At 72.8% G+C, this 24,004-nt stretch carries 21 protein-coding genes; 6 read left to right on the forward strand and 15 right to left on the reverse strand.

Annotation, left to right across the window (positions count from 1 at the left end):
• Positions 1–54: 54 nt before the first annotated feature.
• On the reverse strand, positions 55–1,509 hold the full coding sequence (locus AB0L21_RS05355) for a glycine hydroxymethyltransferase (protein ID WP_365782374.1): 1,455 nt from the start codon (positions 1,507–1,509) through the stop codon (positions 55–57).
• A gap of 225 nt (positions 1,510–1,734) precedes the next feature.
• Between AB0L21_RS05355 and rocD the strand changes: the two genes are divergently transcribed.
• A complete protein-coding gene (gene rocD / locus AB0L21_RS05360) occupies positions 1,735–2,943 on the forward strand; it encodes an ornithine--oxo-acid transaminase (RefSeq protein ID WP_365782376.1) in 1,209 nt (402 codons plus the stop codon).
• A gap of 82 nt (positions 2,944–3,025) precedes the next feature.
• Entirely contained in the window at positions 3,026–3,607 is a 582-nt protein-coding gene (locus tag AB0L21_RS05365) for a TetR/AcrR family transcriptional regulator (RefSeq protein WP_365707638.1), read from the forward strand.
• On the opposite strand, the gene AB0L21_RS05370 is transcribed toward AB0L21_RS05365, so the two are convergent.
• Both AB0L21_RS05370 and AB0L21_RS05375 read right to left on the reverse strand, forming a co-directional pair.
• Positions 3,604–4,788, reverse strand: coding sequence for a glutathionylspermidine synthase family protein (locus tag AB0L21_RS05370; protein ID WP_365707640.1), 1,185 nt, complete (start codon positions 4,786–4,788; stop codon positions 3,604–3,606). The genes AB0L21_RS05365 and AB0L21_RS05370 overlap by 4 nt on opposite strands.
• A gap of 13 nt (positions 4,789–4,801) precedes the next feature.
• Complete coding sequence (locus AB0L21_RS05375) at positions 4,802–5,224, reverse strand: hypothetical protein (RefSeq protein ID WP_365707642.1); 423 nt, start codon at positions 5,222–5,224, stop codon at positions 4,802–4,804.
• Between the two features lie 124 nt (positions 5,225–5,348).
• Between AB0L21_RS05375 and AB0L21_RS05380 the strand changes: the two genes are divergently transcribed.
• Entirely contained in the window at positions 5,349–6,170 is an 822-nt protein-coding gene (locus AB0L21_RS05380) for a hypothetical protein (protein WP_365707724.1), read from the forward strand.
• Positions 6,171–6,254: 84 nt separating this feature from the next.
• Here the strand turns inward: AB0L21_RS05380 and AB0L21_RS05385 are convergent, their stop codons facing one another.
• The gene (locus tag AB0L21_RS05385; RefSeq protein ID WP_365782378.1) at positions 6,255–7,676 is read right to left on the reverse strand and encodes a PLP-dependent aminotransferase family protein; all 1,422 of its coding nucleotides are present in this window, start codon (positions 7,674–7,676) and stop codon (positions 6,255–6,257) included.
• Positions 7,677–7,722: 46 nt separating this feature from the next.
• Here AB0L21_RS05385 and AB0L21_RS05390 point away from each other — a divergent pair, with 46 nt between their 5' ends.
• Both AB0L21_RS05390 and AB0L21_RS05395 read left to right on the forward strand, forming a co-directional pair.
• Entirely contained in the window at positions 7,723–8,223 is a 501-nt protein-coding gene (locus AB0L21_RS05390; RefSeq protein WP_365707646.1) for a carboxymuconolactone decarboxylase family protein, read from the forward strand.
• Positions 8,224–8,254: 31 nt separating this feature from the next.
• On the forward strand, positions 8,255–8,377 hold the full coding sequence (locus AB0L21_RS05395) for a hypothetical protein (RefSeq protein ID WP_365707648.1): 123 nt from the start codon (positions 8,255–8,257) through the stop codon (positions 8,375–8,377).
• Positions 8,378–8,383: 6 nt separating this feature from the next.
• Here AB0L21_RS05395 and AB0L21_RS05400 read toward each other — a convergent pair whose 3' ends face one another.
• From AB0L21_RS05400 to AB0L21_RS05420, 5 genes are read right to left on the reverse strand one after another with little or no spacing between them, the layout of a single operon-like run.
• Positions 8,384–9,337, reverse strand: coding sequence for an ABC transporter substrate-binding protein (locus AB0L21_RS05400; RefSeq protein ID WP_365707650.1), 954 nt, complete (start codon positions 9,335–9,337; stop codon positions 8,384–8,386).
• A gap of 1 nt (position 9,338) precedes the next feature.
• Positions 9,339–11,264 (reverse strand): ABC transporter permease subunit, encoded by a 1,926-nt coding sequence (locus AB0L21_RS05405; protein ID WP_365782380.1) that lies wholly within the window; start codon positions 11,262–11,264, stop codon positions 9,339–9,341.
• Entirely contained in the window at positions 11,264–12,466 is a 1,203-nt protein-coding gene (locus AB0L21_RS05410) for a glycine betaine/L-proline ABC transporter ATP-binding protein (protein ID WP_365782382.1), read from the reverse strand. Before AB0L21_RS05410 ends, AB0L21_RS05405 begins: the two co-directional genes overlap by 1 nt.
• Positions 12,463–13,995 (reverse strand): GMC oxidoreductase, encoded by a 1,533-nt coding sequence (locus AB0L21_RS05415; RefSeq protein ID WP_365782384.1) that lies wholly within the window; start codon positions 13,993–13,995, stop codon positions 12,463–12,465. The genes AB0L21_RS05410 and AB0L21_RS05415 overlap by 4 nt, the downstream gene beginning before the upstream one ends.
• A gap of 44 nt (positions 13,996–14,039) precedes the next feature.
• Entirely contained in the window at positions 14,040–15,560 is a 1,521-nt protein-coding gene (locus AB0L21_RS05420; protein WP_365782386.1) for an aldehyde dehydrogenase family protein, read from the reverse strand.
• Positions 15,561–15,751: 191 nt separating this feature from the next.
• Here AB0L21_RS05420 and AB0L21_RS05425 point away from each other — a divergent pair, with 191 nt between their 5' ends.
• The gene (locus AB0L21_RS05425; protein WP_365782388.1) at positions 15,752–16,576 is read left to right on the forward strand and encodes a hypothetical protein; all 825 of its coding nucleotides are present in this window, start codon (positions 15,752–15,754) and stop codon (positions 16,574–16,576) included.
• 611 nt (positions 16,577–17,187) lie between these two features.
• On the opposite strand, the gene AB0L21_RS05430 is transcribed toward AB0L21_RS05425, so the two are convergent.
• The 6 genes from AB0L21_RS05430 to AB0L21_RS05455 all read right to left on the reverse strand — a co-directional run bounded on the left by AB0L21_RS05430 (position 17,188) and on the right by AB0L21_RS05455 (position 23,851).
• On the reverse strand, positions 17,188–18,177 hold the full coding sequence (locus AB0L21_RS05430; protein WP_030641389.1) for a malate dehydrogenase: 990 nt from the start codon (positions 18,175–18,177) through the stop codon (positions 17,188–17,190).
• Between the two features lie 374 nt (positions 18,178–18,551).
• On the reverse strand, positions 18,552–20,360 hold the full coding sequence (locus tag AB0L21_RS05435; RefSeq protein WP_365782390.1) for a DUF2690 domain-containing protein: 1,809 nt from the start codon (positions 20,358–20,360) through the stop codon (positions 18,552–18,554).
• Positions 20,361–20,443: 83 nt separating this feature from the next.
• Positions 20,444–21,109, reverse strand: a complete 666-nt coding sequence (locus AB0L21_RS05440) for a response regulator transcription factor (RefSeq protein WP_365707664.1) — start codon at positions 21,107–21,109, stop codon at positions 20,444–20,446.
• Positions 21,110–21,144: 35 nt separating this feature from the next.
• Positions 21,145–22,314, reverse strand: a complete 1,170-nt coding sequence (locus AB0L21_RS05445; RefSeq protein WP_365782392.1) for a sensor histidine kinase — start codon at positions 22,312–22,314, stop codon at positions 21,145–21,147.
• A 219-nt stretch (positions 22,315–22,533) separates the two neighbouring features.
• Entirely contained in the window at positions 22,534–23,007 is a 474-nt protein-coding gene (locus tag AB0L21_RS05450) for a DUF3017 domain-containing protein (protein WP_365782394.1), read from the reverse strand.
• A complete protein-coding gene (locus AB0L21_RS05455) occupies positions 22,997–23,851 on the reverse strand; it encodes a bifunctional methylenetetrahydrofolate dehydrogenase/methenyltetrahydrofolate cyclohydrolase (protein WP_365707670.1) in 855 nt (284 codons plus the stop codon). The genes AB0L21_RS05450 and AB0L21_RS05455 overlap by 11 nt, the downstream gene beginning before the upstream one ends.
• Between the last annotated feature and the right edge of the window lie 153 nt (positions 23,852–24,004).

Below are 24,004 nucleotides of genomic sequence, written 5' to 3' on the forward strand. Positions count from 1 at the left end.
GGCTGGTCGCGCAGTTCCCCGCGCCCCTGGGTCGGCTGCCCCTGAGGGCGTTGATCAGCCCAGGTCGACTTCCGGGTAGAGGGGGAAGCCCGCCACCAGGTCCGTCGCCCTCTGGGAGATCTCCTGGGCGACCTTCTCGTCCAGCACGTGGGCCGCCTTGGACGGGGCGCCGGACTTGGTGGTGCCCGGTTCGGTGGTGGTGAGGACGCGGTCGATCAGGCCCGCCACCTCGTCCATCTCCGCCGTGCCGAGGCCGCGGGTGGTGAGCGCGGGGGTGCCGATGCGGATGCCGGAGGTGTACCAGGCGCCGTTCGGGTCGGCCGGGATGGCGTTGCGGTTGGTGACGATGCCCGAGTCGAGCAGGGCTGCCTCCGCCTGACGGCCGGTGAGGCCGTAGGAGGTGGCGACGTCGATCAGGCACAGGTGGTTGTCGGTGCCGCCGGTGACGAGGGTGGCGCCGCGGCGCGTCAGGCCCTCGGCGAGGGCGCGGGAGTTGTCCACGATGCGCTGCGCGTAGTCCTGGAAGGCGGGCTGCCGGGCCTCGGCCAGGGCGACGGCCTTGGCGGCCATGACGTGCGGGAGCGGGCCGCCGAGGACCATCGGGCAGCCGCGGTCCACCTGGTCCTTGAGGGAGTCGTCGCACAGGACCATGCCGCCGCGCGGGCCGCGCAGCGACTTGTGGGTGGTCGTGGTGACGATCTGGGCGTGCGGGACCGGGTCGAAGTCGCCGGTGAGGACCTTGCCCGCGACCAGGCCGGCGAAGTGCGCCATGTCGACCATGAGGGTGGCGCCGACCTCGTCGGCGATCTCGCGCATGATCCGGAAGTTCACCAGGCGGGGGTACGCGGAGTAGCCGGCGACGATGATCAGCGGCTTGAACTCGCGGGCCTGGGCGCGCAGGGCCTCGTAGTCGATCAGGCCGGTGGCCGGGTCGGTGCCGTAGGAGCGCTGGTCGAACATCTTGCCGGAGATGTTCGGGCGGAAACCGTGGGTGAGGTGGCCGCCGGCGTCCAGGGACATGCCGAGCATGCGCTGGTTGCCGAAGGCCTGGCGCAGCTCGGCCCAGTCGGCCTCGGTCAGGTCGTTGACCTGGCGGGCGCCGGTCTTCTCCAGGAAGGGCGCCTCGACGCGGTCGGCGAGGACGGCCCAGAAGGCGACCAGGTTGGCGTCGATGCCGGAGTGCGGCTGGACGTAGGCGTGGCGGGCGCCGAAGAGTTCGCGGGCGTGCTCGGCGGCGAGGGCCTCGACGGTGTCGACGTTGCGGCAGCCGGCGTAGAAGCGGCGGCCGACGGTGCCCTCGGCGTACTTGTCGCTGAACCAGTTGCCCATCGCGAGCAGGGTCGCCGGGGAGGCGTAGTTCTCCGAGGCGATCAGCTTGAGCATCTCGCGCTGGTCGGTGACCTCCTGGCCGATGGCGTCGGCGACGCGTGGCTCGACGGTGCGGATCACGTCGAGGGCGGCACGGAAGGCGGTCGACTCGGTGGAGAGGGAGGCGGAATTCTCGGGCATCGGGGACCTCCGGACGGTGTGCGTACAGCGTTCACGTTCGGCCCAGGCGCACGGCACTCTTCCCGCTCGGGCCGCTCCCTGATGGTCCGTCCCATCCCAGCGCGCCAGTCACGGCCCGCTCGTCAGCCTACCGGGCGCGCCGCGCGGGGCAGGTCCCGCGTCCACCATGCGAGCGAGGATAAGAAGGAGGTCACCGTCGAGTCCGAGTCGTCTCCGGGAGAGGCCGTGACCGCTGCAGAAGACCTCATCGCCGCCGCCGGCGCGCACTGCGCGCCCACCTACGACCCGCTGCCGGTGGTGATCGCCACGGGTGAGGGGGCGTGGCTGACGGATGTGGCGGGGCGGCGCCATCTGGATCTGCTGGCCGGCTACTCGGCGCTGAACTTCGGGCACGGCAACCGGCGGCTGACCGAGGCGGCCCGGCGGCAGCTGGACCGGGTGACGCTGACCTCCCGCGCCTTCCACCACGACCGGTTCGCCGCGTTCTGCACGGAGCTGGCCGAGCTGTGCGGGATGGAGATGGTGCTGCCCATGAACACGGGCGCGGAGGCGGTGGAGAGCGCGGTGAAGACGGCCCGGAAGTGGGGGTACCGGGTGAAGGGGGTGCCCGGGGAGATGGCGAAGATCGTCGTGGCGGGCGGCAACTTCCACGGGCGTACGACGACGGTGATCAGCTTCTCCACCGATCCGGAGGCGCGGGCGGACTTCGGGCCGTACACGCCGGGGTTCCAGATCGTGCCGTACGGGGACCTGACCGCGATGCGGTCGGCGCTGACGGAGAACACGGTGGCGGTGCTGCTGGAGCCGATCCAGGGCGAGTCCGGGGTGATCGTGCCGCCGGCCGGTTATCTGGCCGGGGTGCGGGAGCTGACCCGCGAGCGGAACGTCCTCTTCGTCGCCGACGAGATCCAGTCGGGCCTGGGGCGCACCGGGCGGACCTTCGCGTGCGAGCACGAGGGGGTGGTGCCGGACGTGTACCTGCTGGGCAAGGCGCTGGGCGGCGGGATCCTGCCGGTGTCGGCCGTGGTGTCGAGCGCGGCGGTGCTCGGGGTGTACCGGCCGGGCGAGCACGGGTCGACGTTCGGCGGGAATCCGCTGGCCTGCGCGGTGGCGCTGGAGGTGATCGCGATGCTGCGGACCGGCGAGTACCAGGAGCGGGCGGCGCGGCTGGGTGAGCGGCTGCACGGACAGCTGGGCGAGCTGCTCGGCACGGGCCGGGTGACGGCGGTGCGGGGGCGGGGGCTGTGGGCCGGGGTGGACGTCTCCCCGGCGGTGGGCACCGGACGGGAGATCTCCGAGCGGCTGCTGGCCCGTGGGGTCCTGGTCAAGGACACCCACGGGTCGACCATCCGGATCGCGCCGCCGCTGGTGATCGGCGAGGAGGACCTGGACTGGGGGGTGGAGCAGCTGCGGGCGGTGCTGTCCGAAGCGTGATCAGTACCGGAAGCGAGGACAAGCACTCTCGATCGGTGGGGCTAGGATAGAGAACGTTCGTTCTCGACGTCGAGGAGACCCCATGCCCGCCGCCGTCACCGAGGATCAGAACCGCCTGGACCGTGAAGCGCTCCTGGACGCGGCGGAGACGCTCTTCTACGCGCACGGCATCCAGGCGGTCGGCATGGACCGGGTCCGCGAGGCCTCCGGTCTGCCCCTGAAGCGGATCTACCGGCTCTTCGCGACCAAGGAGGACCTGGTCGTCGCCATGCTCAGGCACCGCGACCGGCGCTGGCGCGCGGACCTCGCCGCCCACGTGGAGAGCGTCCAGGACCCCCGCGCACGGGTGCTGGCGGTCTTCGACTGGCTCGCCGCGTGGTTCGCGGAGCCCGGCTTCCGCGGCTGCGCCTGGATCAACGCCCACGGCGAACTCGGCTCGTCGTCCGAGCCGGTCCTGGCGGAGGTACGCGCCCACAAGCGCGCCTTCCACGACCAGCTGACGGCCTGGGTCCGCGCCACCGGCGCTCCGGTGGCCGAACCGGTCTTCCTGCTCGCCGAGGGGGCCGTCGTCACCGCCGCCATCACCGGCGACCCGGCCCCGGCGAGGCATGCCCGGGCGGCGGTGGAGACGCTGCTCGGGGACGCTGTGGCGACTGCCGGCTAGAGGATCACATGGGGCAGGAAGCGGGCGTACTCGTCGGTGATCAGGCCCGTGGACTCGCGGATGCCGAGGCCCGCGGGTTCGTTCCGCACCACCCAGGCGCCCAGGACCACGTGGTTGCCGTCGAAGGCGGGGAGGGGGGCCAACTGCTGGTAGCAGCAGGGCTCTTCGCGGAGGGCGGGCGGGGCGCCGGGCTCGTGGACGGTGACGCCCTCGCCCTCGCGGCCGAGGAGGGGCTTGGCCACGTAGCCGGTCGTGCCGGTCAGCTCGCGGGGGCCGTCCAGGTAGGCGGGGAGGAGGTTCGGGTGGCCGGGGTACAGCTCCCAGAGGATGGCGAGGAGCGCCTTGTTGCTCAGGAGCATCTTCCAGGCCGGTTCGATCCACAGCGTGCTGCCGGTGCCGCCGCCGTTGTCCAGGGTGTCCAGGACGTGCCCGCCGAAGGCATCGGTGGTGAGCCACTCCCAGGGATAGAGCTTGAAGATGCCGCGGATGAAGCGGAGCCGGTTGTCGACGAAGCGGCCGGAGAGGGTGTCCCAGCCGATCTCCTCCATGGCCAGCCAGTCGGTGGTGAGGCCGGCCTGTTCGGCGGTCTCCTTCAGGTAGGCGACCGTCATCAGGTCCTCGCCGAGTTCGTCGGCCGCGGAGTGCGCGAAGTGGAGCGGGCTGCCGGGAGGCAGCAGCGCGGACTGGGCGCGCCAGGCGTCCACCAGGCGTTCGTGCAGGGAGTTCCACTGGTCCGCGCCGGGGAAACGGTCCTCCATCCAGAACCACTGCGGGGAGGCCGCCTCCACCAGCGAGGTCGGGGTGTCGGCGTTGTACTCCAGGAGTTTCGCCGGTCCCGTGCCGTCGTAGCGCAGGTCGAAACGGCCGTAGACGGAGGGGAGTTCGGCACGCCGGTGCCAGGCCTCGGTGACCGCGGCGGCCACCCGCGGGTCCGTGATGCCGAGGTCCGCCAGGCGGTTCCCGGACACGATGTGCGCGGCGGCGGCCAGGCACATGCGGTGGAGTTCCTCGACGGTCTCCTCCAGCGTCTCGACCTCGTCCAGGGAGAAGACGTAGTAGGCGCTCTCGTCCCAGTAGGGGCGCAGTGAGCCGTCGGGGTGGCGGGTGAGCGGGTAGACCAGGCCCTGCGCCTCCACGGTCTGCTGCCAGCCGGGGCGGGGGGTGATGGTACGGCGTTCCATGCGCGTGTTCCGGTCAGCCGCCGGAGCTGCCCTTGCCGCCGCCGAAGCCGCCGCGGTGGACTCCGCCGCTTCCGCTGTGGTGGTCGTCGTCATCGTCGTACGAGCCGCTGCCCGAGCCCTTGCCGGGTTTGGTGAAGGAGCCGCCGTCGACCCAGCCGTCCTTCTCCTCGCCCTCGTAGTACCAGGCGGCGTCGGCCTTCTTCCGGACGGTCGCCTTCCCGCCCGGTGCCTTCTTGCCCGTCGTCCTCCCTGACGCGCCGGTGGTCTTGCAGTTCTTGTCCGGGACGACCTTGTACCCCTTGGCGAGGTGGTAGCTGTCACGGTCGACGCAGCGCTTGTCCGGTTCGGACGAGCAGGCGGTGAGCGCGGCGGCCAGCAGGCCCACGCCACCGAGGACGACCGTGCCGGAACGGAGTGGTCGGCGTGTGCGGTCCATGGTGGTGTCTCCCCCGTCGGATTCGGATGCCGTGTTCGGCGGTCAGCCTAGAGATCGGTGTGAGTGTTCCCCCCGGTGGGTCCTCGATCTGCCGCTCCCCTAGAGTCACTTCGTGCTGTTTGGAATGGTGTGCGCCCTTGGCGCGGCGGTCTGCTTCGGTACGGCGACGGTGTTGCAGGCGGTGGCCGCGCGGGCGGCGGGCGCCGAGGGGGGTGGCGGCGGGGACGCGGCGCTGCTGCTGCGGGCGCTGCGGCAGTGGCGGTATCTCGCCGGTCTCGCGCTGGACGGGCTGGGCTTCCTGCTCCAGATCGCGGCCCTGCGGTCGGTGCCGATCTACGCGGTGGGCGCGGCGCTGGCGGCCAGCCTCGCGGTGACGGCGGTGGTGGCGGCGCGGCTGCTGCGGGTCCGGCTGAGCGGGGTGGAGTGGGCCGCCGTGGGGGTGGTGTGCGCGGGGCTGGCCATGCTGGGGCTGGCCTCGGGCACCGAGGGCGACCGGGGCGGGCCCGCCTGGCTGCGGTACGCGATGGTCGCGGCGGCGGTCGGCGTGCTGCTGCTCGGCGGGATCGGCGGGCGCCTGTCCGGCCGGACCCGGGCGCTGCTGCTGGGGCTCGGCGCCGGGCTCGGGTTCGGGGTGGTGGAGGTGGCGGTACGGCTGATCGACTCGCTGCGGGTGGGGGAGCTGCTGGGCAACCCGGCCGCCTATGCGCTGCTGCTCGGCGGTGGCGCCGCGTTCCTGCTGCTCACCTCGGCCCTCCAGCGGGGTTCGGTGACGACCGCGACGGCCGGGATGGTGCTCGGCGAGACGATCGGGCCGGCCGCCGTGGGGGTGGTCTGGCTCGGGGATCGTACGCGGGAGGGGTTGGGGTGGCTCGCCGCGCTGGGGTTCGCGGTGGCCGTGGCGGGGGCCTTGGCACTGGCGCGGTTCGGGGAGGCGCCGGTGGAGTAGGTTCGCCCGGGCCGTCTCACGAGTGCGGGGGGGGGTGTGGCTTGTCGCGCCGTTCCCCGCGCCCCTGATGTCGCCGGCCGTCTCTCACGGCAGCACCCGGCGCAGCGCCTCCAGCGCCCCCGCCCACGCGCTGTCCGGGGGTGTGCCGTAGCCGACGACCAGGGCGTCCAGCGGATCGGTGACGGCCTGGGGGTGGCGGTAGAAGGAGAGGCCGTGCAGGGCCAGGCCCTGCCATGCCGCCGCCTGTACCACCGACTCCTCCGTGCCGGGCGGGAGCCGTAGGACCGCGTGCAGGCCGGCCGCGATCCCCGTGACCCTCACCTCCGGTGCCCGCTCGGTGACGGCGGTGGCGAGGGCGTCGCGGCGGCGCCGGTAGCGCAGGCGGGAGGAGCGGACGTGGCGGTCGTACGCGCCGGAAGCAAGAAACTCCGCGAGGGTGAGCTGTTCCAGCACGCCGACGGTGTCGGCGTGTCCCTTGGCCGAGGCCGCCTCCGCCGCCAGGGCCGGCGGCAGCACCATCCAGCCGAGCCGTAGTCCGGGCGCGAGGGACTTGCTGGCCGTGCCGAGGTAGACGACCCGCTCGGGGGCGAGGCCCTGCAACGCGCCGACGGGCTGGCGGTCGTAGCGGAACTCGCCGTCGTAGTCGTCCTCCAGGACCAGTCCGCCGGTGCGCCGGGCCCAGGCGACGACGGCGGCCCGCCGGTCGGGGTGCAGCGGGGTGCCCATGGGGAACTGGTGCGCCGGGGTCAGCAGCACCGCGCCGGCGGTCCCCGGCTCGCCGGGATCGGTGCCCAGTTCGTCGTACGGCAGCGCGGGCGTGGCCATGCCCGCGTTCCGCAGCAGCGCCCGGTGGACGTCCAGGCCGTAGGACTCCACGGCCACCGTCCGCACCCCCCGGGCCCGCAGCACCTTGCCGAGGATGGTCAGGGCGTGCGAGAAGCCCGCGGTGATCACGATCGTGTCGGGGTCGGTGCGCACGCCGCGGGCACGGGCGAGGTAGCCGGCGAGGGCGGTGCGCAGTTCGGGCCGGCCGCGCGGGTCGCCGTAGCCGAGCGCGTGGAAGGGGGCCGTGGCCAGGGCCCGGCGGGTGGCCTTCAGCCACTCGGTGCGCGGGAAGGCGGCGAGGTCGGGGGCGCCGGGGACGAGGTCGTGGCGCGGGCGGGTGGGGGCGCGGTGCGAGGTCGCCGGGGTGGTGGCGGGGGGCGTTCCGGGGGCGGAGGGTGCCCGGGTGCCGGAGGGCGTGCCGGGTGCCACTCGGGTGCCGGAGCCCTGGCGGGCCGTGAGCCAGCCCTCGGCGACCAGGTCGGCGTAGGCCTGGGCGACGGTGTTGCGGGCGATGCCGAGGTCGGCGGCGAGGGAGCGGGAGGACGGCAGCCGGGTGCCGGGGGCGAGCCGGCCGGAGCGGACCGCGTCCCGCAGGGCGTCGGTCAGGCCCCGGCGCAGACCGCCCGCCCCGCTCGGTTCGAGGTGCAGGTCGACGCCCAGAGTGGCCCACGATTCCGCCATGGAAATGGACCATACTCCTGGGCTGCCTCGCTCCTAGAGTCGAGGCATGACCACTGCACAGGAATCCGTCGCATACGCCGCCGAAGAAGCCCCGCGCCTGCCCTGGGCCGAGCACGCCCCGGACGTCTACAAGGCCATGGTCCGCCTGGACAGCGTCGCCAGGCGGGGCCTGGACCCCAAGCTGTACGAGCTGGTGAAGATCCGCGCCTCGCAGCTCAACCACTGCGCGTTCTGCCTCGACATGCACACCAAGGACGCCCTCGCCGCCGGTGAGAGCGTCGAGCGGGTCGTGCAGCTCAGCGCCTGGCAGGAGTCCCGGCACTTCTACACCGAGAAGGAGCTGGCCGCGATCGAGCTGACCGAGGCGGTCACCGTCCTGACGGACGGCTTCGTGCCGGAGGAGGTGTACGAGCGGGCCGCCAAGCACTTCGAGGACGCCGAGCTGGCACAGCTGGTGGCCGCGATCACGGTGATCAACGCCTGGAACCGGTTCGGCGTGACCTTCCGGATGACCCCGGGCCACTACCAGCCCGGTCAGCACGCGTGAGCCGTCGCCCGGCGCTGGACGAGGCCGAACGGTGACCACTGCGGCCGACGACCGGTCCTCGCCCCCGCGGACGTACTGCCCCTGCCGCGGGCCGGGCCTCCAGCGGCGGGCCGAGGCCGCGCTGGAGGGGATCGCCGGCGGCCTCCCGGACTGACGCCGGTCAGGACAGCCACTTCTTCCACACGGCGGGGTGGCTGTCCACCCATTTCTCCGCCGCCTCCTGCGGGTCCAGCTTCTGTTCGGCGATCATCAGCGAGACCTCGTTCTGGTCCTCCGTCGTCCACCGGAACTTCTTCAGGAAGGCCGCGGCCCTCCCGCCGGACCTCGCGAAGTCGGCGTTGAGGTACTTCTGGAGCGGGGTGTGCGGGTAGGAGCAGGCCACCTTGGCCGCGTCCGCGTCGCAGCCCTCCTTGTACGGCGGCAGCTTCACCTCCGTCATCGGCACCTTCTCGAACAGCCACTGGGGCGAGTACCAGTAGGTCAGGAAGGGCTTCTTCTCCTTGGCGAACTGCTTCATCTGGGTGATCTGGGCCGCCTCGGAACCGGCGAAGACCACCTGGTAGTCCAGCTTCAGGTTCTTCACCAGCGCCTTGTCGTTGGTGACGTAGGACGGGGAGCCGTCCATCAGCTGGCCCTTGCCGCCGCTCTCCGCGGTGCGGAAGAGCGAGGCGTACTTGTTCAGGTTCCGCCAGTCGGTGATGTCCGGGTGCTGCTCGGCGAGGTACGTCGGCACGAACCAGCCGATGTGGCCCGTCACCCCGAGGTCGCCGCCGCGCGCGATCGTCTTCTTGTCCTGGACGTACCGCTTCTCCTGGTCCGGGTGGCCCCAGTCCTCCAGGAGGGCGTCGACCCGGCCCTGGCTGAGCGCGTCCCAGGCGGGCACCTCGTCGACCTGGACGGTGTCCACGCGGTAGCCGAGCTTGTGCTGAAGGATGTACTGGGCGACGGCCACATTGGACTGCGCGCCCACCCAGGACTGCACGGACAGGGTGACCGACTTCGTGCCCCCGGCGTTCGCGAAGGGCGAGGCCTGCTTGGTCATGTCGGCGGCGCCGCAGCCGGTGGCGGTCAGCAGCACCAGCGAGCCCACCAGGGCGGTCGTACGACGTCGCATGTCAGGCTCCCTTCTTCGCACGCGGCTGGGTCGGCTGGGTCACCCGGTCCAGCATCAGGCCCAGGCAGACGATGGCGGCACCGGCGACCAGACCGGTCGCCAGGTCGCCCTGGGCGAGGCCGAACGCGACGTCGTAGCCGAGGGCGCCGCCGCCGACCAGGCCGCCGATGATGACGACGGCGAGGACCAGGACCACGCCCTGGTTGACGGCGAGCAGCAGGGCACGCCGGGCCAGCGGGAGCTGGACCTGCCACAGCTGCTGGCGGCCGGTCGCGCCCAGCGAGCGCGCGGACTCCAGTGCGGCCTGGTCGACCTGGCGCAGGCCCTGCGCCGTGATCCGGACGACGGCCGGCAGGGCGTAGACGACGGCCGCGGCGACGGCGGGCGCGCGGCCCACGCCGAACAGCGCGACGACCGGGATCAGGTACACGAACTGGGGCATGGTCTGGAACACGTCCAGGACCGGGCGCAGGGCGCGTTCGACGCGGTCGCTGCGGGCGGCGGCGATGCCGGCCGCGAAGCCGAGGGCGAGGGTGACGGCGACGGCGGCCAGCACCTGGGAGAGGGTGTCGAGCGACGGCTCCCACACGCCGAGCACACCGATCGCGGCCATGGCGAGGACGGCGGTCAGCGCGGTGCGCCAGGTGCCGATCAGCCAGGCCAGTGCGGCGACGACGAGCAGCACCGCCCACCAGGGCAGCCACTGCAGACCGTCGCGGACCGGGTCCAGCACCCAGGTGGTGAAGTGGCCCGCCCAGTCGGCGGTGCCGCCGACGACCGGGACGCCGGAGTACAGGTGGGCGGTCATCCAGTCGACGGCCCGGTTGACCGGTTCGGCGATGCCCAGGGTCCAGCCGGCGGGCCAGTCCAGCGCGCCGAGGAGGCGGGTGGCGAGGGCGACGGCCACGGTGACGGCGAGGGCGTAGGGCCAGCCGATGGTCCGGCTGCGCGTCACCCCGTCCCCGGCGGCGGCGGTCACGCGGTCCAGGACCACCGCGAGCAGCACGATCGGGATGCCGGCCGCGAGGGCCGCGCCGACGTCGACCGAGGCGAGGGCCTGGTAGACGCGGTCGCCGAGGCCGCCCGCGCCGATGACGGCGGCGATGACGGCCATGGACAGCGCCATCATGATCGTCTGGTTGAGGCCCAGGAGGAGTTCCTTGCGGGCCAGCGGGACACGGGCGGTCAGCAGCCGCTGGCGACGGGTCGCGCCGAGCGACTCAACGGCCTCCAGGACTTCGGAGTCGGCGCCGCGCAGGCCGAGCGCGGTGAGGCGGGCCATCGGCGGGGCCGCGTACACGACGGTGGCGAGGACGGCCGCGGGGACGCCGATGCCGAAGACCAGGACCACAGGGAGGAGGTAGGCGAAGGCCGGGAGCACCTGCATGGTGTCCAGGACCGGGCGCAGGGCGCGGTCCAGGCGGTCGGAGAGGCCGGCGGCGAGACCGAGGAACGCGCCGACGACGACGGAGGCGAGGACCGCCACGACCATCAGCGCGAGGGTCTGCATGGTCGGGACCCACATGCCGAGGGCGCCGCAGGCGAGGAAGGCGACGGCCGTGCCGGCGGCCAGGCGGACCCCGGCCACGCGCCAGGCGAGCAGGGCGGCGAAGGCCGTCACGCCCGCCCAGCCGGCGGCGAGGAGGGTGAGGTAGACGGCTCGGACGGCCCAGATGACGGCGTTGCTGACGTAGCCGAAGAAGTACAGGAACAGGGGGTGGCTGTCCCGGTTGTCGATGACCCAGTCGCTGGCGGTGGTGAGGGGTTTGTCGAGGTGGACGGTCAGCTCGCGGGGCCAGGATCCGCCGTGGAGCAGGGGCAGCAGTACGGCGGTGACGAGCCCGAGCAGCAGGAGCTTGCCCACGGCTCGGCTCTTCAGGAGGCGGGGGGTCTTGGTTCTGAAGGTCGGGACGGTGAGCGTTGCCATCAGACGGCCTCCGGGCTGGTGCGGGGACCGGGAGGGGTCGCCGGGCCGCGCTTGGCGGGTGCCGCTGCGCCCACCCGTGCCGCCCCAGCGGCACGACTGCCCGCAGCTGTGCCGGCTGCGGCGGGTGCCTCCGCGGCCACGGCGTCCACACCTGCCACCACTCCCAGGAGTTGCTCGTGGTCCACCATCCCGAGGCAGCGGCCCTCGGCCATCACGCGGGCCGGTTCGCCGGCTCGGGCCACGGCCTCGATGGCCTCGGCCACCGTGGCCTCCGGGCGGACTGCCGGGCCGGTCGCGGTGTCGTCCGAGGACAGCGGGCGCATGGCCGTGCGGCAGGTCATCACCTGTTCGCGCGGTACGTCCCGGACGAACTCGCGGACGTAGTCGTCGGCCGGGTCGCCGACGATCTCCTCGGGGGTGCCCAGCTGGACGACCTGGCCGTCGCGCATCAGGGCGATGCGGTCGCCGAGCCTGAGGGCCTCGGTGAGGTCGTGGGTGATGAAGACCATCGTGCGGCCCTCCTCGCGGTGCAGGCGGGCCACCTCGTCCTGCATGTCGCGGCGGATGAGGGGGTCGAGGGCGCTGAACGGCTCGTCGAAGAGCAGCACCTCGGGGTCCACCGCCAGTGCCCGGGCGAGGCCCACCCGCTGGCGCTGGCCGCCGGAGAGCTGGCCGGGGCGGCGCTTCTCCATGCCTTCGAGGCCGACCTTGGCGATGAACTCGGCGGCGCGCTCGCGGCGTTCGGACTTGCCGACGCCCTGGATCTCCAGGCCGTAGGCGACGTTGTCGAGGACCGTGCGGTGCGGGAGGAGGCCGAAGTGCTGGAAGACCATCGCGGCCCGGTGCCGGCGCAGCTCGCGCAGGCGGGTCTTGTCCATCGCGCGGACGTCCTCGCCGTCGATGGCGATGGTGCCCGCCGTCGGTTCGATCAGGCGGGTCAGGCAGCGGACGAGGGTGGACTTGCCGGACCCGGACAGGCCCATCACGACGAAGACCTCGCCCTTGCGGACGTCGAAGGAGACGTCCCGGACGGCGGCCGTGCAGCCGGTGCGGGAGCGGAGTTCGGCGGGGGTCAGCGTGCCGAGTTCCGGGTCCCCGGGAACGCGCTCGGGCTTGGGGCCGAACACCTTCCACAGTCCGGACACCGAGAAGACGGGCTCGGTGGTGGTGGGGGGTTTGCGGGTGGGGACGGTGAGAGTCATCGGGGGTCACCTCCGATCAGGTCGACGGCCTTCTCCCCGACCATGAGCACCCCGATCATCGGGTTGACCGCGGTCATGGTCGGGAAGACGGACGCGTCGGCGATGCGAATGCCGTCGAGGCCGCGGATCCTCAGGTCCGGGTCCACCACGGCCAGTTCGTCGTCGGCGGCGCCCATCTTGCAGGTGCCGGCCGGGTGGTAGACGGTGTGCGCGACCTTGCGGGCGTACTCGCTCAGCTCGGCGTCGCCGAGGATCTCGGGGCCGGGGCAGACCTCGCGCTTGAGCCAGCCGGCCAGCGGCTCGGTCCTGGCGATCTCACGGGCGATGCGGATGCCGTCGACGAGGGTCCGCGCGTCGTAGTCGTCCTCGTCGGTGAAGTAGCGGAAGTCGAGCGCCGGCTTGACGGAGGGGTCGGCACTGGTCAGGTAGAGGCGGCCACGGCTCTTCGGCTTGGGGATGTTGGGGGTCATCGAGACGCCGTACCGCGGGCGTTCGTAGCCCAGGCGCTCCGGGTTGTCCGTGAACGGGATCTGGTAGAAGTGGAACATCAGGTCCGGGCCCGCGTGCCCGGGGTCCCGGCGGACGAACAGGCCCGCGTCGGAGTCCATCGCGGAGTTCTCGGGAATCGGGCCGTGGGTCTCCCAGACGATGACCGACTCGGGGTGGTCGAGCAGGTTCTCGCCGACACCGGGCAGGTCGTGGACGACGGGGATGCCGAGCGCTTCGAGGTCCTTGGCGGGGCCGATGCCCGAGTGGAGCAGCAGACGCGGGGAGTCGACGGCGCCCGCGCACAGGACGACCTCGCCCCGGGCGCGGATCAGCAGTTCCTCGCCGTCCTTGGTGCGCACGTGGACGCCCTCGGCGCGGGTGCCGTCCAGCTCCAGCCGGTACGCCCAGGTCTCCAGGAAGATGCGGAGGTTGGGCCGCTCGTCCATCACCGGGTGCAGGTAGGCCACCGACGCCGAGGAGCGCTTGTTGTTCTCGGGGTGGTAGGCGAGGTCGAAGAAGCCGACGCCCTCGGTGAACGGCTTGCGGTTGAAGCCCTCGACCCGGGGTACCCCGAGCGCCGACCGGGCCGCGTCGACGAAGTCGCGGGCGATGGCGTTCCGGTCCTTCTCGTCGACGGAGACGATGTTGTTCTTGAGGCGGGCGAAGTAGGCCTCCATGGGGACGGCGCCCCAGCCCTTGGCACCGGCCTCTTCCCACTCGTCCCAGTCGGAGGGCAGCGGCTTGAACGAGATGAGGGTGTTGTGCGAGGAGCAGCCGCCGAGGACGCGGGCGCGGCTGTGCCGGATGTGGGAGTTGCCGCGGGGCTGTTCCACCGTCGGGTAGTCGTAGTCGAGTTCGCCGCCGAGCAGGCCCATCCAGCGGCGCAGGGTGAGGACGTCGTCGCGGCCGACGTCGCTCGGGCCGCCCTCGATGACGGCGACGGTGACGTCGGGGTTCTCGGTGAGGCGGGAGGCGATGACCGAGCCCGCCGTGCCGCCGCCGATGACGACGTAGTCGTAGACGTGGGGGGTGTGGGACATGGGGGTGCTGCTCCAGGGGGGACGTACGGCTTACGGGGTGGGGCTCAGCCGGCGAACCAGCGCACCGGCTTCGGCGCGAGGTTCTGGTAGATGTGCTTGGTCTCGCGGTACTCGGCGAGGCCGGCGGGCCCCAGCTCACGGCCGGTGCCGCTCCTGCCGAAGCCGCCCCACTCCGCCTGCGGCAGGTAGGGGTGGAAGTCGTTGATCCACACGGTGCCGTGGCGCAGCCGGGAGGCGACCCTGCGGGCCCGGCCGGCATCGGAGGTCCAGACGGCGCCCGCGAGTCCGTACTCGGTGTCGTTGGCGAGGAAGACGGCCTCTTCCTCGGTGCGGAAGGTCTCGACGGTGAGGACCGGGCCGAAGACCTCCTCGCGGACGACCCGCATCTCGCGGTGGCAGGCGTCGAGGACGGTCGGCTCGTAGAACCAGCCGGACTCGGGGCGCTGCGGTGACGGCTCCGGCCGCTTGCCGCCACAGCGCAGTACGGCACCCTCTTCGAGCGCGGAGGCGACGTACGCCTCGACCTTGGCGCGCTGCTGCTCGGAGACGAGCGGGCCGCACTCGACGCCGTCGGCCGTGCCGCGGCCGAGCCTGATCCGCTGGGCACGGCGGGCGAGTTCGGCGACGAAGCGTTCGCGGACCGGCTCCTCGACGATGAGGCGGGCGCCGGCCGAACAGACCTGGCCGCTGTGGATGAAGGCCGCGTTGAGGGCCTGGTCGACGGCGGTGTCGAAGTCCTCGTCGGTGGCGCAGGCGTCGGCGAAGACCACGTTGGGGTTCTTCCCGCCGAGTTCGAGGGCCACCTTCTTGACGGTGGGCGCGGCGGCCTGGGCGACCTTGGTACCGCTGGCCAGGCCGCCGGTGAAGGAGACCAGGTCGACGTCGGGGTGCTCGGCGAGCCTGGCGCCGACCGTGTGGCCGGGGCCGGTGACGAGGTTGGCCACGCCCGCGGGCAGACCGGCCTCGGCCAGCAGCTCGATCAGGGCGATGGTGGTCATCGGGGTGATCTCGCTGGGCTTGATCACGAAGGTGTTGCCGGCGGCGAGCGCCGGGGCGATCTTCCAGCTGGCCTGGAGGAGCGGGTAGTTCCAGGGGGTGATCAGCGCGCAGACGCCGACCGGTTCGTGGACCACCACGCTGTGGATGTCGGGCGAGCCCGCGTCGACGACCCGGCCCGGGGCCTCGGCGGCGACCAGGTCGGCGAAGTAGCGGAAGGCGTCGGCGACGCAGTCGATGTCGACGCGGCCCTCCTCGACGGTCTTGCCCGCGTCCCGGCTCTCCAGCAGGCCGAGTTCCTCGCGGTCGCGCACCAGCAGGCCGGCGACACGGCGCAGCAGGGCGGCGCGCTCGGCGACCGGGGTGTGCGGCCAGGGGCCCTGGTCGAACGCGTGCCGGGCGGCGGCCACCGCGCGTTCGGCGTCCTTCTCGTCGCCCTCGGCGACCACGGCGAACGGCCGGGCGTCCGCGGGGTCGAGGATCTCCCGGGTCGCGCCGGAGATCGCCGCCAGCCACTCGCCGCCCGCGTGGATGGTCGCCCGGGTCTGTCGTTCCGTTCTGTCCGCCATGATCGGTGTTGCCTTCCGTCTTTGATCCGTGTCCCCGCGTGACAGGGCTGTCTCGGCTGGGGACCGTCGGCGCCTGCCCAGGGCCTTCGCGTCGCATGCGCAATCGGCGGCCGACTGTGCGCCGCGTCACTGAAAATGCGGCCGAAAACAGACGAAAGTAGGGTGAGGAAGGGGTGTCGGGAGGTGGCGCGATGGCTCGTCGATCGCGGCTCTGTGCGGGGGCAAGCATCACCGCGGCCCTGCTGACCCCGCTCGCCCTCCCTGGTACGGCCCCTGCTCCGGCCGCCACGGCACCCGCTCCCCCGGCCCTGGCCCGCTCCGACGGCACCCCGAAGATCCTCGCCGACGACGACGGACCCAGCGCCCGCGCCCTCGCGGACGAGGCCCGGAGCAATCTGCTCAAGGCGCGGTCGGTGCACCTCAGGTTCACGGATCACCGCGCGCGCACCGAACGGAGCGCCCCGGCCTCGCTGGAGCTGACGCTCGACCGCGCCGGCAACTGCGCGGGCAAGCTGGTCATGGGCGCGGACGGCGGCAGCGTCGCGCTGGTCAAGCGCAGCGACCAGGTGTGGATGAAGCCGGACACCGCGTTCTGGAAGGCACAGCTGCCGGGCCGCCAGGGCGATGCCGTGGCCGCCCGCCTGAAGAACCGCTATCTGCACGGCTCCACGAAGGACACCGTGCTCAGGGGCATGTCCGGCACCTGCGACCTGACCGCCTTCCAGAAGGAGGCCGCCGAGTCCTCCCCTCACACGACGCTGACCAAGGGCAAGGAGACGAAGGTCGACGGCACGAAGGTGATCCCGCTGACCGGCACCGAGCACGGCGGGAAGAAGATCGCCCTCTACGTCACCTCGGCCACCCCGCACCGCCTGGTCCGGGCCACCCAGCAAGGCGCCGGCATCGACCAGGACCTGACCTTCACGGGCTACGACGAACCGGTCCCGTCCGCCACCCCGGCCCCGGCGCAGTCCGTGGACATCTCCGAGCTCCAGCGCGAACTGGAGCACACCTGACCCCTGGAGCATCAGCTCCCGTACACAGCCGCGCAGCCAGGCGTGGGCCGGGTCGGCGTCGTGCCTGTCCTGTCTGCCGCGCCGGGAGACGATGAGGTGCCCCGCCACTGCGGCGAACCGCTCGGGCGTCAACTCGGCCTGCGGGAACGGGACGTCCACGCGGCTCTCGCTCAAGAGGCGATCGCGTGGTGGCCGAGGATCGTGAAGGCGCGGGTCACCTCGCGCAGGCCGGTGTCCCGCCCCGGCGTGAACAGGGCGCGGGCCCGCTCCACCACCGCGCTCACCCCGGCGTCACCGTCGCCGGCACGCCCCTGGTCGTCGTGGGCTACCGCCCCGCCGGCCGCGCCCTGCGGACGGCCACGGGCACGCGGGCGGCGAAGGAGCCGGTGGCCTGAGGTCCGATGCGTGGGTACAACGCAGCGAGGTCCCCTTCCGTCACCGCGGAAGGGGACCTCGTGTGTGGAGCGCCGGGCAGGCCTTGCACCTGCATCTCCCCGCAGGAAGCGGGGCGTCTTTCCTTGGACCACCAACGCATCACCCGGTGCCGGGTTTTCCGGCGGCCGGTGCGTGATCAACTATAGCGCACCGGCGCCGGGTCACACCACGTCAGATCAGATGAGGCCGAGGCCGCGGACCGCCTCGCGCTCCTCCTCCAGCTCCTTGACGGAGGCGTCGATGCGGGCGCGGGAGAACTCGTTGATGTCCAGGCCCTGGACGATCTCGTACTTGCCGTCCTTGCAGGTGACCGGGAAGGAGGAGATCAGGCCCTCCGGGACGCCGTAGGAACCGTCCGACGGGATGCCCATGGAGGTCCAGTCGCCCTCGGCGGTGCCGTTCACCCAGGTGTGGACGTGGTCGATCGCGGCGTTGGCGGCGGAGGCGGCGGAAGACGCGCCACGGGCCTCGATGATCGCCGCACCGCGCTTGGCGACGGTCGGGATGAAGTCCTCGGCCAGCCACTTCTCGTCGTTCACGACCTCGGCGGCGTTCTTGCCGGCGACCGTGGCGTGGAAGATGTCCGGGTACTGGGTGGCGGAGTGGTTGCCCCAGATGGTGAGCCGCTTGATGTCGGAGACGCTGCTGCCCGTCTTCTTCGCCAGCTGGGTCAGCGCGCGGTTGTGGTCCAGGCGGGTCATCGCGGTGAAGCGCTCGGCCGGGACGTCCGGGGCGGCGGCCTGCGCGATGAGCGCGTTGGTGTTGGCCGGGTTGCCGACGACGAGGACCCTGATGTCGTCCGCCGCGTGGTCGTTGATGGCCTTGCCCTGCGGCTTGAAGATGCCGCCGTTGGCCTCCAGCAGGTCACCGCGCTCCATGCCCTTGGTGCGCGGGCGGGCGCCCACCAGCAGGGCTACGTTGGCGCCGTCGAAGGCGACGTTCGGGTCGTCGGTGATGTCGATGCCCTGCAGCAGCGGGAAGGCGCAGTCGTCCAGCTCCATGGCCGTGCCCTCGGCGGCCTTCAGGGCCGGGGTGATCTCCAGGAGGCGCAGGCGGACCGGCACGTCCGCGCCGAGCAGCTGGCCGGAGGCGATGCGGAAGAGCAGGGCGTAACCGATCTGGCCGGCCGCGCCGGTGACGGTGACGTTCACGGGAGTGCGGGTCATGGCGTTCTCCGTATGACAGCTGGCGGTGGGGCGTCCCTGCCCCGGGCGGATGATCGATCTCTTGGCGTCAAGAGAGATCCAGCGGTCAGGCTATCGCGCATCCGCCAGGTGAGACGTCCGGGGCCGTGTGGCTCACCCCACAAGGGGATCAGGGGGGACGTATCGCCTGTCGGGCGGGGTGCGGAGGGGCACGAAAAGGCGGCCGTCCGTCCGGGAGAGGAGGGACGGAGACGGCCGCCGGTGGGGGTACCGGCGTACCGGACTCCCGTGGGGGATACCGTTCGCGTGCCCAGGATCCGGCGCCCTATGCGCCGCCTTTGGAAATTCCCCCTCCGTTTCTTCCGCCCCGCTGACGCGCGACGCGACCGCCGCGGTCAACGCGTGCAGCCGGTCTCGCCCGAGGCGAGCGTGGCGCAGGCCCTGGCCTGTGCCGGATCGTGTACGGCGACCATCGGGGTGTAGCCGATGGTGTCCCCCACGGCGGTGATGTCGCCCGTCTGCCGGACCTTGCCCACGGTGACCCGTACGGTGTCGCCCGGCGCACCGCTGGTGATCCGGCCCCAGGCCGTGCCGCACGCCTTGCTGTAGCGGACCTCCAGGGTGGTGCTGCCGACGGTGGCGGTCTTGGCGGTGCTCACCAGGTCACCGCTGCACCCCATGGCCTCCGCGTCCTTGCCGGTACAGGCGGCGCCGGTGCACTTCACACCGGGGGGCGGGCTCGTCCGTGCCGGGGCGGACGGGGACGGTGACGTGACAGCACGCCCGCCCTTGCCCCCGTCCCCCTGGGTGAAGAGGAGGACCCCGGCGATGAGCACCCCGACACCGACCAGCCCCGCGAGGAACATCAGCACCTGCTGCCGATGCTCGGACCGCCGACTGAGCGGGGCCACGGACTGCGTGCCGGCGGCTCCGCCGGGGACGCCTGGGGTGTGGGCAGGGGTGGACCGAGTTCCGGCGGCGCGGCCCTGGGTCCGGGGGGAGACAGCCGGGGTTCCGACGGTGAGGCCCCGGGGCCAGACAGAGGTGCTGGGGCCTCCGCCGGGAACGTCCGGGAACCGAGCGGACGCGCCCGGGGCTCCGGCCGGGAGGCCCGGGGCTCCGGCCGGGAGGCCCGGGGTCCGGGCGGGCGTGTCCGGGGTCCGGGCGGGCGTGTCCGGACTGGAGGCGGAGGAGGGTGGAGTCGGCGCCGGGCCGGGCCGGGTGCCCGGGCGGACGCTCGCCTTCGACGGGCCCCGGTAACCGGCCAGCCCCCAGGAGTTCTTGACGGGCGGTTCATCAATGCCGGAAGCGGTACGGGAGTCAGCGCGGGACACCGCACCGGAGCCACGGCCGCCGCCCGTGTCGGGGCCATCGCCGCCGCCCGTACCCGAGCCGGCGCCGGAATCCGCGCCCGAGCCGGCGCCCGCCGCCGTACCCCGGCCGCTTGCCCCCGCCGTGACCGAGCCATCGCCGCTGTCGCCGCCCTCTTCGCCGCCGAGCCCCGTAAGGTTCGGCACGCTGTCGCGTATGCCGGCCTCCGAGTCCGTCGGCTGGGCCGGGATCGTCGGCGAGACACGGGCGGGCCCGGCGGTCCCCAGCAAGGCCGTGAGCCCACCACCCCGGCCGGCACCGGGTCCGGCACCCTTCTCGCCCCCCTTCCGGTCGGCTGCCCCGCCGGCCGTCCCCACCGACGTACTCCCGGCCGCACCTACGGACTTGCTCCCGGCCGCCCCACCAATGGCCCCCGCAGATTCACGCCCCACGGCACGACCAGCCGACCCCCCAGACCTACCCCCGCCCGCCCCACCGGCCGACACCGCAGGGCTCCCCCCGGACACGTGCCCGGTCTCTTCCGTCGGACGGGCGAGGTCGCCCAAGGCCGCTCGGGACTCCGTCATGGTGAGGGCCTGGATCGTGTGGTCGTCGTTCGACTCCGCTCGGGTCCAGGACCGTTCGGCCAGTTCCCACAGGGTGGTCAGGGGGCCGGGGTCGGTGCCCGTGGCCTCGGCGAGGGCGATGACCGCACCCTTGGGGGCGAGGAGCCGGCCGCCCAGGTAGCGCTCCCAGGACGTCTTGCCGTAGCCCGTGCGGTCGGCCAGGGCCGCCGTGTTCAGGCCGCCGCGGTCGGCCAGTTGCCGCAACTGGACGGTGAACTCCTTGATCTGCGGGTCCAGATCCTCCGGCAGGGCTTTCCACCGTGGCATCGCCTACCCCCTCTTCCCCTCTTTCCCCGTCTTCCTTGCAGGTCGCGCGGTACGCGCTGATCAAAAGGATGCCAGGACGGCGGTCAACCGCCGGGGGTCACCAGTCCTGTCTCGTACGCCAGCACCACCGCCTGCGCCCGGCTGCCGAGGTCGAGCTTGGTCATGGTCCGGTTGAGGTGGGTCTTGACGGTGGCCTCGCTGATGTAGAGGCGGTCGGCGATCTCCAGGTTGGACAGGCCGCGGGCGGTGAGTTTGAGGACCTCCACCTCGCGGGAGGTGAGCACGCGCAGGTCGGGCGGGGGCGCGGTGTCGGCGGGCGCCTGCTGGCGGGCGAAGGCCTCCACCAGGCGCCGGGTGACGCTGGGGGCGAACAGGGCGTCGCCGCCGTCGACCGCCGTGACCGCGGCGAGCAGCCTCTCGGGGCCGGAGTCCTTCAGGAGGAAACCGGAGGCGCCTGCGCGCAGCGCGCCGTACACGTACTCGTCGAGGTCGAAGGTGGTCAGCACCAGGACCCGGGGCGGCCGGTCGGTGGCTTCGGCGAGGATCCGTTCGGTGGCCTCGATGCCGTTGACGCCGGGCATCCGGATGTCCATGAGGACGACGTCGGGCCTGGTCTCGGCGGCGAGCCGTACGGCCTGTTCGCCGTCCCCCGCCTCGCCCACCACCTCGAAGCCGGGCGCGGCGTCGAGCAGGCCGACGAGTCCGGCGCGGATGAGGAACTGGTCGTCCACGACGAGCACTCTGGTCATCCGTACGGTCGTCCCCCCCGGCCGTGCGTCGTCCCTCACCGCTCCGCTTCTCGCGCACCCCCGCGGTCGCGTTCGGCGGCCGAGGTCGGCAGGGTCAGCCGGACTTCGTAGCCGCCCTCGGTGCGTGGGCCGACGCTGATCGTCCCGCCGTAGAGCGTGGCCCGCTCCCGCATGCCAATCAAGCCGTGGCCGCCACTCATGGGCATTCTGTCCGGATCTGCCCCCTCGCCGTCGTCGGTGACGCGGACGGTCAGCTCGTGGGCGCCGTACCGGAGTTCCACGCGCGCGTGTGCGGGGCCGGCGTGTTTGAGGGCGTTGGTGAGGGCTTCCTGGACGACGCGGTAGGCGCACAGTTCGACGCCGGGCGGCAGCGGGCGGGCGGTGCCCTCGACGGCGAGGTCCACGGGCAGTCCGCCGGCCCGGACCCGGTCCACGAGTTCGCCGAGCCGGGCCAGGGTGGGCATGGGGGCCCGCTGCGGGGCCTCGGGGTCCTCCTCGCGCAGTACCTGGAGCATGCGGCGCAGTTCCTCCAGGGCCTCGCGGCTGGTGTCGGCTATGGTGCCGAGCGCGCCGCGCGCCTTGCCGGGATCGGAGTCGAAGACGAACCGGGCGAGCCCGGCCTGCACGGAGATGACCGACATGTGGTGGGCGACGACGTCGTGCAGTTCGCGGGCGATCCGGCCGCGTTCCTCGGCGACCGCGCGGCGGGCCCGCTCGGCCTGTTCGGCGCGCAGCCGCCGGGTGAGTTCGGCGCTGCGGCGTGCCAGGTTTCCGAACCAGACGAGCACCGAGCTGTAGAGCAGGGCCTGGCCGACCACGGACGCCATGGAGGGGCTGTGGCTGACCACGCCGGCGTACACCCAGACCGCCGAGGTGCAGGCGGCGTAGGCGAGGGCGGTGCACGGCGGGCGGACGGAGGCCACGGTGTAGAGGGCGAGCATGGCGCCGAAGGTGCACACCACCGGCCAGTGGCCAAGGCTGATGTAGCAGGCCGCGGCGGCCTCGACGACGGCGAAGACGGCGAGGGGGTGGCGGCCTCGCAGGGCGACCGGGAGGTGGGCGAGGGCGACGAGGGCGTAGGCGGGGGCGTCGAGTTCCGGCCATCCCTGCGACCGGGACTCCTGCGCGACCAGGACGGCCACCACGGCCATGGCCACCGCGATCAACGTGTCCACGACGAGCGGGCGGGGGGTCCTCGGTCGCATCGCCGCAGGGTAACCCGCACGGCCGCGTCCGGGAGTCAACCGCGCGCGGTACCGCGGAAGTTGCAGTTCCCGGCCGCCGTAGGTCCCTGGACGGTACGGCGGTTCGGTCCGGGGGCGGAGGCGGCGGGCGGCGGGCGGCCGTGGCGTCGGGCCCCGGGCGGATACGGCGGTGGCCCGCGTCCCCGGGGGAGGCGCGGGCCACCTGTCGTACCGATCGCGCTACTTGTCGAGCGTGAAGTGCAGGATGTCCTTGAGGAACGGCATCTTCAGCAGCGGGTCGGGCTGGATCATCAGCGCCAGCAGGGAGATGGCCAGCCCCAGGACGCCGTAGGTGACGATGTCCGTGAAGCGGGAGCGGACGGCGAGCATGCCGACACTGGGCAGCATCCAGCGCATGACCGCGCCGGCCAGCAGGGCGGCGCCGATCAGCAAGGTGCCGTAGCGGAACACGTCGAGCGCGGTCAGCAGCAGGCCGAGCGCCACCGTGGACAGCACGACGAGCACGGGCCACTGCCGGGCGGGCGCCGGGGCGTCGCCGGGCGCGGCCCGGCCGCCGCCCTCGGGGCGTGCGGTGTCCCTGGTGAACAGCGGGAAGCGGCGGGTGACGCGGCGCGGGCGCCCCTCGGCGTCCGGGGCGCTGATCGCGTCGCGGGCGGTCGGCTCCGCGGACCCGCGGGTGTCCTCAGCCGGCACTGCGCTCCGCCGCCTCGACCACGTTGACCAGCAGCTGCGCCCGCGTCATCGGGCCGACGCCGCCGGGGTTGGGGGAGATCCAGCCGGCCACCTCGGTCACGTCCGGGTGGACGTCGCCGACGATCTTGCCGTCGGCGTTGCGGGAGACGCCGACGTCCAGGACGGCCGCGCCCGGCTTGACGTCCTCGGCGCGGATCAGGTGCGGGGAGCCGGCCGCGGCGATGACGATGTCGGCCCGCTTCAGGTGGGCGGACAGGTCACGGGTGCCGGTGTGGCACTGGGTGACGGTGGCGTTCTCGCTGCGCCGGGTGAGCAGCAGCGGCATCGGGCGGCCGATGGTGACACCGCGGCCGACGACCACGACCTCGGCGCCCTTGATCTCCACGCCGTGGCGGCGGAGCAGGGTGAGGATGCCGTTGGGGGTGCAGGGCAGCGGGGCGGGCTCGTTGAGGACGAGGCGGCCGAGGTTCATCGGGTGCAGGCCGTCGGCGTCCTTGGCCGGGTCCATCAGCTCCAGGACGCGGTTCTCGTCGATGCCCTTGGGCAGCGGCAGCTGGACGATGTAGCCGGTGCAGGCCGGGTCCTCGTTCAGCTCGCGGACGACCGCCTCGATCTCCTCCTGGGTGGCGGTGGCGGGCAGCTCGCGCTGGATGGAGGCGATGCCCACCTGGGCGCAGTCACGGTGCTTGCCGGCGACGTACTTCTGGCTGCCGGGGTCGTCCCCGACCAGGATCGTGCCGAGGCCGGGCGTGACGCCCTTCTCCTTCAGCGCCGCCACGCGGGCGGTCAGATCGGACTTGATCTCGGCTGCGGTGGCCTTGCCATCGAGAATCTGGGCGGTCATGGTCCCATCCTCGCGGATGACCCGGCCCCGGTTCCAATCCGGGTGTCACGGCATGATCAGTGATGTTGCACTTGCACAACACCTGACGCCTCCGGCTGGACAAGTAAGAGCCTGTTAAAGAACGATGAGCGGACAGTGCCGCGGGCAGTACCG

Source organism: Streptomyces sp. NPDC052721, assembly GCF_040678315.1.
Classification (GTDB): Bacteria; Actinomycetota; Actinomycetes; order Streptomycetales; family Streptomycetaceae; genus Streptomyces.

Coding starts and splice junctions, on each gene's coding strand:
- AB0L21_RS05380 (WP_365707724.1), top strand. CDS start 5,349: ATGGTGTGCGCCCTTGGCGCGGCGGTCTGCTTCGGTACGGCGACGGTG.
- AB0L21_RS05415 (WP_365782384.1), bottom strand. CDS start 13,995: ATGTCCCACACCCCCCACGTCTACGACTACGTCGTCATCGGCGGCGGC.
- AB0L21_RS05385 (WP_365782378.1), bottom strand. CDS start 7,676: ATGGCGGAATCGTGGGCCACTCTGGGCGTCGACCTGCACCTCGAACCG.
- AB0L21_RS05425 (WP_365782388.1), top strand. CDS start 15,752: ATGGCTCGTCGATCGCGGCTCTGTGCGGGGGCAAGCATCACCGCGGCC.
- AB0L21_RS05370 (WP_365707640.1), bottom strand. CDS start 4,788: ATGGAACGCCGTACCATCACCCCCCGCCCCGGCTGGCAGCAGACCGTG.
- AB0L21_RS05390 (WP_365707646.1), top strand. CDS start 7,723: ATGACCACTGCACAGGAATCCGTCGCATACGCCGCCGAAGAAGCCCCG.
- AB0L21_RS05365 (WP_365707638.1), top strand. CDS start 3,026: ATGCCCGCCGCCGTCACCGAGGATCAGAACCGCCTGGACCGTGAAGCG.
- AB0L21_RS05400 (WP_365707650.1), bottom strand. CDS start 9,337: ATGCGACGTCGTACGACCGCCCTGGTGGGCTCGCTGGTGCTGCTGACC.
- AB0L21_RS05445 (WP_365782392.1), bottom strand. CDS start 22,314: ATGCGACCGAGGACCCCCCGCCCGCTCGTCGTGGACACGTTGATCGCG.
- AB0L21_RS05375 (WP_365707642.1), bottom strand. CDS start 5,224: ATGGACCGCACACGCCGACCACTCCGTTCCGGCACGGTCGTCCTCGGT.
- AB0L21_RS05430 (WP_030641389.1), bottom strand. CDS start 18,177: ATGACCCGCACTCCCGTGAACGTCACCGTCACCGGCGCGGCCGGCCAG.
- AB0L21_RS05440 (WP_365707664.1), bottom strand. CDS start 21,109: ATGACCAGAGTGCTCGTCGTGGACGACCAGTTCCTCATCCGCGCCGGA.
- AB0L21_RS05420 (WP_365782386.1), bottom strand. CDS start 15,560: ATGGCGGACAGAACGGAACGACAGACCCGGGCGACCATCCACGCGGGC.
- AB0L21_RS05455 (WP_365707670.1), bottom strand. CDS start 23,851: ATGACCGCCCAGATTCTCGATGGCAAGGCCACCGCAGCCGAGATCAAG.
- AB0L21_RS05410 (WP_365782382.1), bottom strand. CDS start 12,466: ATGACTCTCACCGTCCCCACCCGCAAACCCCCCACCACCACCGAGCCC.
- AB0L21_RS05435 (WP_365782390.1), bottom strand. CDS start 20,360: ATGCCACGGTGGAAAGCCCTGCCGGAGGATCTGGACCCGCAGATCAAG.
- AB0L21_RS05405 (WP_365782380.1), bottom strand. CDS start 11,264: ATGGCAACGCTCACCGTCCCGACCTTCAGAACCAAGACCCCCCGCCTC.
- AB0L21_RS05355 (WP_365782374.1), bottom strand. CDS start 1,509: ATGCCCGAGAATTCCGCCTCCCTCTCCACCGAGTCGACCGCCTTCCGT.